Source organism: Streptomyces sp. NBC_00223 (assembly GCF_036199905.1).
GTDB lineage: Bacteria > Actinomycetota > Actinomycetes > Streptomycetales > Streptomycetaceae > Actinacidiphila.
This window is the reverse complement of record NZ_CP108109.1, coordinates 7,291,669-7,303,010: the sequence shown is the minus strand read 5'-3', so window position 1 is coordinate 7,303,010 and position 11,342 is coordinate 7,291,669. Positions and strand designations below refer to the sequence as shown.

Annotated in this window: 7 protein-coding genes; 3 read left to right on the top strand and 4 right to left on the bottom strand. The window is 72.1% G+C overall.

Features of this window, described 5'->3' with window-relative positions; genetic code table 11:
- Nucleotides 1-111 precede the first annotated feature (111 nt).
- The 3 genes from OHA30_RS31170 to OHA30_RS31160 form a co-directional block, all read right to left on the bottom strand.
- Nucleotides 112-984: an ABC transporter permease gene (locus OHA30_RS31170; RefSeq protein ID WP_328917204.1), complete on the bottom strand. Its 873-nt coding sequence runs from the start codon at nucleotides 982-984 to the stop codon at nucleotides 112-114.
- On the bottom strand, nucleotides 981-3,692 hold the full coding sequence (locus OHA30_RS31165; RefSeq protein ID WP_328917203.1) for an alpha/beta fold hydrolase: 2,712 nt from the start codon (nucleotides 3,690-3,692) through the stop codon (nucleotides 981-983). Before OHA30_RS31165 ends, OHA30_RS31170 begins: the two co-directional genes overlap by 4 nt.
- A 361-nt stretch (nucleotides 3,693-4,053) precedes the next feature.
- Complete coding sequence (locus tag OHA30_RS31160; RefSeq protein WP_328917202.1) at nucleotides 4,054-4,782, bottom strand: LAETG motif-containing sortase-dependent surface protein; 729 nt, start codon at nucleotides 4,780-4,782, stop codon at nucleotides 4,054-4,056.
- A 189-nt stretch (nucleotides 4,783-4,971) separates the two neighbouring features.
- On the opposite strand from OHA30_RS31160, the gene OHA30_RS31155 reads away from it, so the two are divergent.
- From OHA30_RS31155 to OHA30_RS31145, 3 genes are all read left to right on the top strand, one after another.
- Nucleotides 4,972-5,649 (top strand): hypothetical protein, encoded by a 678-nt coding sequence (locus tag OHA30_RS31155; protein ID WP_328917201.1) that lies wholly within the window; start codon nucleotides 4,972-4,974, stop codon nucleotides 5,647-5,649.
- 243 nt (nucleotides 5,650-5,892) lie between these two features.
- Nucleotides 5,893-8,871, top strand: coding sequence for a discoidin domain-containing protein (locus tag OHA30_RS31150; RefSeq protein ID WP_328917200.1), 2,979 nt, complete (start codon nucleotides 5,893-5,895; stop codon nucleotides 8,869-8,871).
- A 45-nt stretch (nucleotides 8,872-8,916) separates the two neighbouring features.
- Nucleotides 8,917-9,921 (top strand): aldo/keto reductase family protein, encoded by a 1,005-nt coding sequence (locus tag OHA30_RS31145; RefSeq protein ID WP_328917199.1) that lies wholly within the window; start codon nucleotides 8,917-8,919, stop codon nucleotides 9,919-9,921.
- A gap of 111 nt (nucleotides 9,922-10,032) precedes the next feature.
- Here the strand turns inward: OHA30_RS31145 and OHA30_RS31140 are convergent, their stop codons facing one another.
- On the bottom strand, nucleotides 10,033-11,235 hold the full coding sequence (locus tag OHA30_RS31140) for a transglycosylase family protein (RefSeq protein WP_328917198.1): 1,203 nt from the start codon (nucleotides 11,233-11,235) through the stop codon (nucleotides 10,033-10,035).
- Between the last annotated feature and the right edge of the window lie 107 nt (nucleotides 11,236-11,342).

The following is an 11,342-nucleotide window of genomic DNA, read 5'->3' as shown; positions in this document are numbered from 1 at the left end:
CGTCCCCGGGCCCGGAGAGTTCGCCGTCCGGCGCCGTCCGTTCTACCCGAACGGCCGATGACGTTGCTCCTTGAAGGTCACGTCCCGGCCGCCGGACGGCGTGGCGGCCCGTCAGGAGACGATGTCCTTGGTCCGGAAGCCGCGGAAGGCGAGCGCGGTCAGCACCAGGGCGTACGACACCGAGACCGCCGCGCCCTGGATCATGCCGGTCCACTCCATGGTGGGCTGGATCGCGTCGGCCCAGGAGAACTGCCAGTGCGCGGGCAGCACATTCCGCCACGAGCCGAGCGCGGTCACCGCGTCCAGCACATTGCCGACGATGGTCAGCCCGACCGCGCCGCCGACCGCGCCCAGCGGCGCGTCGGTGACGGTGGACAGCCAGAAGGCCAGCGCCGCGGTGACGAGCTGGCTCACGAAGATGTACGCCACCGCGACCGCCAGCCGGGGCAGCGTGCTCCCGGCGGCCAGCGCGCCCCCGGTGGGCAGTTCGAGATCGCCCCAGCCGTACGCGACCGTGCCCGCGACCAGCGCGACGGCCGGCAGCAGGACCAGCGCGACCGCGCTGAAGCCGAGCGCGACGGTGAGCTTGACCGCGAGCAGCCGGGCCCTCGGCACCGGCGCCGCCAGCAGATAGCGCAGACTCGACCAGCCGGCCTCCGAGGCGACGGTGTCCCCGCAGAAGAGCGCCACCGGCACCACCAGGACGAAGCCCGCCGAGACGAACAGGCAGGTCGCGGCGAAGTTGGCGCCCGAGGCGGTGGCGGTGTCGATCAGCGTCGGGCCGTTGGCGCCGTCGCCGTCGGGGGTGCCGCCGATCGCGAAGGCGGCGATCAGGATGAAGGGCAGCGCCGCGAGCAGCGCGGCCACGATCATGGTCCGCCGCCTGCGCAGCTGTCTGCGGGCCTCGACCCGCAGCCGCAGGGTGCGGCCCGGCCGGTAGCCGGGCGCGGTGACCGCGGGGGCGGCCGGGGTGGTGGTGCTCATGCCGAGCCTCCGATCAGGGTCAGGAAGGCGTCCTCCAGGCGGCGGTGCGGGCCGACCCGGTCCACCGGTACGCCGAGCCGGACGAGTTCGGCCACCAGTTGCGCCGCGGTCATCCCGTCGAGCACGGCCAGCAGCCCGTCCTCCTCGCGTACGGCGGTGGCCACGCCGGGCAGCGCGGCGATCTCGTCGACCACCTTCTGCGCGACCTCGCCGCCGGTCCCGACCAGGACGGTGTCGGCCGCGCCGATGATCTCCGCCACCGGGCCCGCGGTGATCAGCCGGCCCCGGTCCATGACCACCAGGTGCGTACAGCTCTGCTCGACCTCGGCCAGCAGATGGCTGGAGACGATGACCGTACGGCCGCCGGCCGCGTAACGGATCATCACCTCGCGCATCTCGCGGATCTGCGGCGGGTCCAGGCCGTTGGTCGGCTCGTCGAGGATCAGCAGGTCGGGCAGGCCGAGCATGGCCTGGGCGATGGCCAGCCGCTGCCGCATGCCCTGGGAGTAGGTGCGCACCGCGCGTTGCAGCGCGTCGCCGAGACCGGCGATCTCCAGCGCCTCCTCCAGATGGGCGTCCTCGGCCGGGCGCCCGGTGGCCTGCCAGTACAGATCGAGGTTGGCGCGGCCGGTCAGGTGCGGCAGGAAGCCGGCGCCCTCGACGAAGGCGCCGACCCGGGACAGCACGGGCGCACCGGGACGCACCGCCTCGCCGAAGACCCGGATCTCGCCCTCGTCGGGGCGGATCAGGCCCATCAGCATCCGCAAGGTGGTGGTCTTGCCCGCGCCGTTGGGCCCGAGCAGGCCGAGCACCTGGCCGGCCTCGACCCGGAAGGTCAGCTCACGGACCGCGTACCGGTCGGCGGACTTGGCGTAGCGCTTGCTCAGGCCGGTGATCTGGAGGGGGACCCCGGCCAGCGCGGGGTCGGCGGGCCGGGGCCGCACCCGGCGGCGGCCGGTGAGCAGCAGGGCCGCGGCGATCAGCAGCGCGGCCGACGGCAGCGCCCAGGCCCACCAGGCGGCCGGGGCCGCGTCGGCGGTCAGGCCCGGGTCGGTGGGCAGCGACAGCCGCGGGTCGGCCAGGGAGACGGTCAGGGCGGCGGGCGCGGCCGGGGAGGCGTAGCCGAGGTCGGTGGTGGCCAGCACCAGCCGCAGCCGGTGTCCGGCGGCGAAGTCGTGGTCCACGGCGGGCAGTTGGATCCGTACGGTCCGCCCGCCGGGTGCTCCGGCGATCCGCAGGGGCGTGGCCAGGGCGGCGGGCAGGGTCTCCTTGCCGTCGGGCGCGACGTCGTACAGCTTGGCGAAGAGCACCGCGTCGGGTGCGTCGGTGGCGACCTTCACGGTGACGGAGGGCGCGCCGGTGAGGGTGAGCCCGGAGGAGAGCCGGGCGGTCTCGAAGCGGGCGGACTGGCCGGGGAAGTCGACGGACAGGCCCGCGCCGAGCGAGGAGAGCTGACTGAGCGCGCCCGCCCCCGGCACCGCGGAGATCGCGGGCGGCGCGCCGCCGGCCGGGTTGACGAGGTGCTGCTCGGGGCCGGCGAGGGTGAGGTCGCGGGTGGCGGCGCCGGCCAGGCCGGGGTAGCGGTCGCCGCTCGCGCCGCGCAGGACGACCGTGCCGTCGGTGGAGTTCAGGCCCCCGGTGCGGGTGACGCGGAAGGCGGGTCCGGTGTCGGTGCCGGTACGGCCCTTGAGGTAGCGGTCGAACCAGGCGGTGACCCGGCGGTCGACCCTGGCGTCCTCGGTGTCGCCGCCGTCGTGGCCGCCGGCCGTCCAGTCGACGGCCACCGGGGCGCCGTTGGCCGAGATCGCCCCGGCCATGGCGTCGGACTGGGCGAGTGTGAAGAGGGAGTCGGTCTGGCCCTGGACGATGAGCGCGGGCACCTTGATCCGGTCGGCGACGGCCGAGGGGCTGAGCGCGGCGAGCTGGTCGCGGGCGGCGGCGTCCGGCTTCCCGGCCTCGGCGACCCGCTGGTAGAGCGCGCAGACCGATGCCTCGAAGCGGCCGCAGAGGGGATCGGCCGGGGTGCCGCCGGCGGGGGCCGCGGCGGTACCGGGGGCTGTTTCCGCGGGCCCGCTCGCACCCGGGAGCGGCGCGGCGCCGCTGGAGAAGAAGATCCCGGCCCACAGCTTCTTGTATACGTTGTCGGGGAAGAGCGCGTCGCTGAGGTTCCAGTACGTCAGCCGGGGGGCGATGGCGTCGATCCGGGGGTCGTCGCCCGCGGCCAGCAGCGAGATCGCGCCGCCGTACGACGTCCCGGAGATGCCCACGCGCGGGTCGCCGGGCGCGTCGAGGGTGACCTCGGGGCGGGCGGCGAGCCAGTCGACGAGCCGGCTGACGTCGGCGACCTCGCCGGACTTGGCGTTGAGCCCGATCCGCCCGCCGGAGTGGCCGAAGCCGCGGGCGGACCAGGTGAGGACGGCGTAGCCGTGCCGGGCGAGGGATTCGGCCTGGCCGCGTACGTCGTCCTTGCTGCCGCCGAAGCCGTGGGCGAGCAGCACGGCGGGTCTGCGGCCGGCGCCGCCCCCGGTGAAGTACGAGGTGTCGAGCCGTACGCCGTCCGCGCCGGTGAGCATCGCGTCGGTCCGGTGCACTCCCGCGCCGCCGCCGGCCGCCGTGGCGGTGCCGACGGCGGCACCGCCCGCGACGAGCACGGTGAGCGCTCCCGCGCCGGCCAACCACCGCTTGCGCCGCGGCCATCGAAGATCCATCCCCCGATCCTAGGCGGGGGCCGGGACGGAACGGTCGGCGGCGGGCCGTTCCCCGGGATTTCACAGAATCCCGGCGGGCAATTGATCATGATGTCCACGACGCGCCGGGACACCCCCGTACGGAATTGCGCGCGGCCACCGTGAATTCCCCAACAGGCTTTATTCCAGGGGTATTTGAGCGGACGTCGGCAATGATCGTCGCCGACGCCCGCACCGAATTTCGATCATGGACCCACGGGCCGTCCGTGAATGGTGCGACCGCTGGGAAAACGAAAGGCCCGACCGGGACAGTGGTGTCGTTCACCGGCCCGGTCGGGCCCTTTCACCGCCCGGAACCGGACGGTCGCTCAGCGGTGGACGCTCAGCGGTGTGCGCCCGAACGCCGCTTGCGGCTGAAGAACAGCACGCCCGCGCCCGCGACCACCGCGACCCCGGCGATGCCGGCGATCATCGGGGTGGCGCTGGAGCTGCCGGTCTCGGCCAGGTCGCCGCCGCCGGGGGCGGACGAGGTGCCCGCGACCGCGGGGGAGGTGGTCGTCGCCGTCGGCGCGGTGGTGTCGTCCACCGGCGGCGTGGTGGTCTCCTCGGCCGGCGGGGTCGTGGTCTCCTCCACCGGCGGGGTGGTCGTGTCCTCGACCGGCGGAGTCGTGGTCTCCTCCACGGGCGGCGTGGTGGTCTCCTCCACCGGCGGGGTCGTGGTCTCCTCGACCGGCGGGCTGGTGGGGGGCTTCTCGCACGGCTGCGAGGTCAGCGTCTCGTCCCTGTCGTACTTCCTGCTGTCGCCCGCCTTCACGACCAGGTGCACCTTGATGGCGCTGTCGTGGTCCGGCAGGGCGCCGTTGAAGGTGTACGAACCGCCGAACGAGTTCTTGGAGTCCAGGACCGAGCCGCCGACCACGGAGACGGTCACCGAGTTCCTGGCGTGGCTGTCGTACGCCGTCAGGTGCACATGCACGGCGTCGCAGGTGACCGACCAGTCGGCGTTGTGGGCCGAGGCGGAACCCGCGAAGAGCCCGGCGCCGACGAGAGCGGCCATTCCGGCCCCGGCCATCACGGCTGATCGTCTGCGGAACTGGCGTGTCTTTCTCATGTTTCCTCCCTGGTTTTGCGGAACCGCCCTGAGCGAAACCCCCCGGTTCCCGCGAAATACCTCACGGGATCGGGACGGTACACCTCACGTCGAATGACCGCGCCACCGGGGGCGCGCTTTATGAATTCCGTAGAATTACCAGGGGTATTCGGGCGGGGAGTGTCCGTGCCGCCCGGTAGGGTCGGCGCTATGGCCAAGGCGCTCACCGCAGCTCAGCGCAGGGCGGTGACCGGGTCCGACCCGGCCACCGGGCGGCTGTCGGCGCGCGCCGAGGTCTGCGCGGCGCTGGTGGCGGCCGGGTTGGCGGTGCCGCACGGCAGGGGTGGCCACCACAGCCACTACCTCACCGGCGAAGGGCTGCGGCTGCGGGCCGCGTTGGCGCGGGAGGACGCGAACCGCGCCCCGGCGCACGCGAACCCGGACGCGGCGCCCGCGAATCCCGCCCCGGAGCCCGCGCGCGGCGGCTTCGCGGCCGACGACGGTACGGGCGCGGTGACACCTCCGTCCGGCGGCGCGCGCCGGGCCGCGGAGGTGGCCGCCGCGTGGGAGGGGCTGCTCCAGATCCGCGCGGTGCTGCTCGACGGCGTGACGGACACCCCCGCGCCCTGGGAGCGCGAACGCCCGGTGCACGCGGTGGCGTTGGCGCTGGAGGCGGCGGGCTGCCCGCCGGGCGCGGACGGCTCCGCCGGATACCGGGTGACGCCCGGCGCGGACCCCGGCATGGTCGAAGTCGCCTGGACCGAACGGAGTTCGGCGGACACGTCGCTGACCAGGTGCGCCGAACTGCTGGACCGTCACGGATGGCAGTCCACCCTGCACCGCGCCCGGAACGCGCGCCCCTTCCTTCTCACCACGCCCCGCCGCTGACTGCGGCGACACCCTCAACGGCCGTACCGGGGGCGCCCCTTGGCGCCACCACGCCACGCTGGGGGTGTCGCTGATTCTCTGCGTTCGGGACGCTCTATGACGATTCTGTGTCCTGGATATTGCGAAGAATCATCGCTGTTTTGCGCAGACTCATGGACTTACTGCGACGCGGCTCGTAGTCTCTCCACGCCTGGCCGGGCTGCTCCCCCCTCCCTCACCCCCGACCCGCAAGGACGTGTGTCTGTGTCGCACTCACCGCGCAGTCATGAGCAGAGTCCCCCCACACACCGCCGGATCAGACAACGCGGCGCGGCGGCGATCCTGTCGTTCGCCGTCGCGTCGGCCGCCGCGCTGACCGCCGTGACGCTGGCGGGCGCGCCCTCCGCGAACGCCGCCGGCGGCGTGGCCGCACCCTCGCCGATCGGCATCTCCGGACGTGGCGCGAATGTGCCCTTCAAGGAGCTGGAGGCCGAGTACGCCAACACCAACGGCACCCTGATCGGCCCGGACCGGCTCTACGGACACCTCCCCTCCGAGGCGTCCGGCCGGCAGGCGGTCACCCTCAACGCGGTCGGGCAGTACGTGGAGTTCACGCTCACGGCGCCCGCGAACGCGATGTCGCTGCGCTACAGCCTTCCCGACTCCTCCGACGGCAAGGGCCGCAGCGCCACGCTGGACGTGCAGGCCAACGGCTCGTCGGTCAAGACGCTGCCGGTCACCTCCAAGTACAGCTGGTACTACGGGGGTTACCCGTTCAACAACAACCCGGGCGACAACAACCCGCACCACTTCTACGACGAGTCCCGGACGCAGTTCAGCACCACCTACCCGGCGGGCACCAAGATCCGCGTGCAGGTGACCTCGACCGCGCAGTCGCCGACCTTCACCATCGACCTGGCCGACTTCGAGCAGGTCGGCTCGCCGATCGCCAAGCCCGCCGGGGCCATTGACGCGGTCGCCGACTACGGGGCCGACCCGACCGGCGCCACCGACTCGACCGCCAAGATCCAGGCGGCGGTCAACGCGGGCCAGGCGCAGGGCAAGGTCGTCTACGTCCCGCAGGGCAACTACACGCTCTACGACCATGTGATCGTGGACGGGGTGACCGTCCAGGGCGCCGGTCCCTGGTACACCGTCTTCGGCGGCCGGGACCCGGTGAACCGCAGCCACGCGGCCGGTTTCTACGGCAAGTACGTCTCGGGCGGCGGCTACGGCGGCGCGATCCGCCCGCAGGAGGCCGGCGGCCCCAGCAAGAACGTCAACCTCAAGGACTTCGCCATCATCGGCGACATCCAGGAGCGGGTCGACGACGACCAGGTCAACGCCCTCGGCGGCGCGATGTCCAACTCCACCGTGGACGACCTGTGGATTCAGCACGTCAAGGTCGGTGCCTGGATGGACGGCCCGATGGACAACTTCACCATCAAGAACAGCCGCATCCTCGACACGACCGCCGACGGCGTCAACTTCCACTCGGGAGTCACGAACTCCACGGTCACCAACACCTTCGTCCGCAACGTGGGTGACGACGGTCTCGCGTCGTGGCCGGAGCGGGCGCCGAACGTCAGCGACAGCTTCGACCACAACACGGTGATCCTGCCGATCCTGGCGAACAACATCGTCACGTACGGCGGCAAGGACTTCAATCTGTCCGACAACGTCATGGCGGACACCATCTCCAACGGCGGCGGTCTGCACATCGCCAACCGCTACCCGGGTGTCAACGGCGGCGGACCCAACGGGGTCTCCGGCACCATCACCGCGGCCCGCAACACCCTGATCAGAACGGGCAACAGCGACTTCAACTGGCAGTTCGGCGTCGGAGCCATCTGGTTCGACGGGCTCCAGGGCAAGGTCGACGCCAACATCCAGATCACCGACACCGACATCCTCGACAGCTCCTACGAGGCGATCCAGTCGATCGAGACCGGTGTCACCGGCGTGACCTTGAAGAACGTCAACATCGACGGCGCCGGCACCTACGCCATTCAGGCGCAGGCGGCCGCGAACATGACCTTCATCAACGTCAAGGCCAAGAACATCGGCCAGGCGGCCACCCCGATCCACAACTGCGTCGGCACCAGCCTCCAGATCACCGACGGCGGCGGCAACTCCGGCTGGAACGTCGGCCAGACCTGCACCGGCACCTGGCCGACCCCGATCTGGACCAACGGTGGCGTGCCCACCGGCGGCAGCGGCGGCACCACCGGTGGCGGCGGTACGACCACTCCGCCCACCACGCCTCCGACCACCCCGCCCACGACCCCGCCGACGACGCCTCCGACCACCCCGGCCAATGGCAACCTCGCGCAGGGCCGCCCGGCTTCGGCGTCCTCGTCGGTCCAGAACTACGCCGCGGGCAACACCGTGGACGGCAACGCCTCCACCTACTGGGAGTCCAACAGCAACGCCTTCCCGCAGACCCTGACCGTCGACCTCGGCGCGAACAAGTCCCTGGGCAAGGTCACCCTCAAACTCCCGCCCTCCGCCGACTGGGCCACCCGCACCGAAACCCTCGCCGTCCTCGGCTCCACCGACAACAACACCTGGAACACCCTCAAGGCCTCCAGCGGCGTGGTGTTCAACCCCTCCTCCGGCAACACCGCCACCCTCACCTTCAACACGGCCACCGCCCGCTACCTGCGGCTGAGCATCACCGGCAACACCGGCTGGCCCGCCGGCCAGATCTCCGAGATCGAGGCCTACGCCCCCGACGGCACCACCACACCCCCCACCACCCCGCCCACCACACCCCCGACCACACCCCCCACGACCCCGCCGACCACACCCCCGACCACCCCGGCCGGCAACCCCAACCTCGCCCAGGGCCACCCCGCCACCGACACCGGCCACAACGACGTCTACACCGCGGGCAACGCCGTCGACGGCAACCAGGGCACCTACTGGGAAAGCACCAACAACGCCTTCCCCCAGTCCCTGACCGTCGACCTCGGCGCCACCAAGACTGTCGGCCGCCTCGTCCTCAAACTCCCCACCGGCTGGGGCGCCCGCACCCAGAACCTCACCGTCCTGGGCTCCACCGACAACAACACCTGGACCACCGCCAAATCCGGCGCCGCCTACACCTTCGACCCCAACACCGGCGACACCGTCACCATCAACCTCCCCACCACCAACACCCGCTACCTCCGCCTCACCTTCACCGCCAACACCGGCTGGCCCGCAGCCCAACTCTCCGAACTCGAGGCCTACGCGTCCTGAGTGACCCTCGCGGCGTGCCGGGGTGACGATCTAGAGTCGGGCATTATGGAATATCGTCACCTCGGCCGCAGCGGCCTCATCATCAGCGAAATCGCTTACGGCAACTGGCTCACCCACGGTTCCCAGGTGGAGGAGGACGCGGCCGGCGCGTGCGTGCGCGCGGCACTGGACGCGGGCATCACCACCTTCGACACCGCGGACGTCTACGCGCAGACCCGCGCCGAGTCGGTGCTCGGCAGGGCGCTGAAGGGTGAGCGCCGCGAAGGTCTGGAGATCCTCACCAAGGTCTTCTGGCCGACAGGCCCCGGTCGCAACGACCGGGGCCTGTCGCGCAAGCACATCCAGGAGTCCATCGACAACTCCCTGCGGCGGCTCCAGACGGAGTACGTCGACGTCTACCAGGCACACCGTTACGACCGCTTCACCCCGCTCGAAGAGACGATGGAGGCGTTCGCCGACATCGTGCACGCGGGCAAGGCGCACTACATCGGCGTCTCGGAGTGGACGGCGGACCAGATCCGCCGCGGCCACGCGCTCGCCCGTGAGCTGCGCATCCCGCTGGTGTCCAACCAGCCGCAGTACTCGGCGCTGTGGCGGGTCATCGAGGGCGAGGTCGTCCCCGCGTGCGAGGAGCTGGGCATCGGCCAGGTGGTCTTCTCGCCGATCGCGCAGGGCGTGCTGACCGGCAAGTACCTGCCGGGGCAGCAGCCGCCGGAGGGCTCTCGGGCCACCGACGACAAGGGCGGCGCGAACATGATCGGCCGCTTCCTGCGCGACGACCTGCTGGAGCGGGTGCAGCAGCTGATCCCGCTGGCCGCCGACGCCGGTCTTTCGCTCGCCCAGCTCGCCGTCGCCTGGGTGCTCCAGAACCCCAACGTCTCGGCGGCGATCGTCGGCGCCTCCCGCCCCGAGCAGGTCGCCGAGAACGCGAAGGCGGCGGGCGTGAAGCTCGACGCCGACCTGCTGGCCCGGATCGAGCAGGTCCTGGAGCCGGTCGCCGTCACCGACCCGGTCAAGGTGTACGAGAGCCAGCCCGCGCGGCGCCCCTGACGACATCGAGGCCCGCCCGGACCGTCCCTGGGGACGGCCGGGCGGGCCTCGCGCGTGCGCGGCGGATGAAGCGGGCCCTCGCGGCGCGCGCGGCGCCGGAAGGGGTCGGTGTCAGACGGAGACGCCGTGCTCCCGCAGATACGCCAGCGGATTGATGTCGTCGCCGTAGACCGGGCCGGTCCTGATCTCGAAGTGCAGATGCGGTCCGGTCGCGTTGCCGGTCGAGCCGGAACGCCCTATCCGCTGCCCCTCGTTGACATGCCCGCCGGCCTTCACCGATATCTGCGAGAGATGCCCGTACTGGCTGTAGTGGCCGTCGGCGTGCCGTATGACCACCTGATAGCCGTACGATCCGCCCCAGCCGGCCGTGACCACGGTGCCCGCGGCGACCGCGTGGACGGCGGTGCCGGTGGAGACCAGGAAGTCCACACCCGTGTGGTAGCCGCTGGACCAGCTGCCGCCCTCCTCGTGGTAGGGCGTGCCGATCGGGGCGTGCTCGACGGGCAGGGTGTAGCCGGTGCGGGCGGCGGCGGGCTTGACGTGCTTCTCCACCGTCCGCGCGGCGGACTTCGCGGTGGCCTTCTCCTTGGACGCGGCCTTCGGCGAGGCCAGGGAGAGCTTCTGACCGGGCAGGATCAGATCCGGGTCGTCGCCGACGACCTTACGGTTGGCGTCGTACAGCTTCGGCCAGCCGCCGGTGAGGTGCTTCTCGGCGGCGATCCCGGAGAGCGTGTCCCCGGCGGAGACCGTGTAGCCGCCGTGCGCGGCCGGGTGGGTGGAGGCGGGGTGGGTGGGCGCCGGATGCGTGGGCGCGGGGTGCGTCGACGCCGGGTGCGAGGACTTCGCGGGCGCCTTGGCCGGTGCCTTCGTGGCCGGGTGGGCGGGCTTGGCCTTCTTCGCGGCCGGCACGTGCACGGTGTGCGAGGCGGTCGCCGCCTGCCGGTTGAGCCCTGCCTGCACCGAGCAGACCGGCCAGGCCCCGGCGCCCTGGCCCTTGAGCACCTTCTCGGCCACCGCGATCTGCTGGTCCTTGGTGGCGAGGTCCGCGCGCGGGGCGTACGCCTGCCCGCCGTAGGCCTTCCAGGTGCTGGCGGCGAACTGCAGACCGCCGTAGAAGCCGTTTCCGGTGTTGATGTTCCAGTTGCCGGAGGACTCGCAGTGGGCGACCTTGTCCCACACTCCCTCGGAGGCGGCGTGCGCGCTGCTCAGCCCGATGAGCGGCAGGGCGAGTCCGGCGCCGCCGGCGGTCACGGTGAGGGATGCCTGGGAGACCCGGCTGGGGCGGTAACGGCGGTGACGTCCGCGTAAGGGCATGGCACGCGACCTCTCAGGGACCGGCCCGTACGGGCCTGGGCTGCCGTGCGCCCGAGATTCCGGGCGCGCCCAAGATAGGACGGACCCTTACCCGCCCACAAGGGCGC

Excerpts from the sequence above, each read along its gene's own strand:
- OHA30_RS31155 (WP_328917201.1), top strand. The coding sequence starts at position 4,972 with ATGGCCAAGGCGCTCACCGCAGCTCAGCGCAGGGCGGTGACCGGGTCC.
- OHA30_RS31140 (WP_328917198.1), bottom strand. The coding sequence starts at position 11,235 with ATGCCCTTACGCGGACGTCACCGCCGTTACCGCCCCAGCCGGGTCTCC.
- OHA30_RS31145 (WP_328917199.1), top strand. The coding sequence starts at position 8,917 with ATGGAATATCGTCACCTCGGCCGCAGCGGCCTCATCATCAGCGAAATC.
- OHA30_RS31170 (WP_328917204.1), bottom strand. The coding sequence starts at position 984 with ATGAGCACCACCACCCCGGCCGCCCCCGCGGTCACCGCGCCCGGCTAC.
- OHA30_RS31160 (WP_328917202.1), bottom strand. The coding sequence starts at position 4,782 with ATGAGAAAGACACGCCAGTTCCGCAGACGATCAGCCGTGATGGCCGGG.
- OHA30_RS31165 (WP_328917203.1), bottom strand. The coding sequence starts at position 3,692 with ATGGATCTTCGATGGCCGCGGCGCAAGCGGTGGTTGGCCGGCGCGGGA.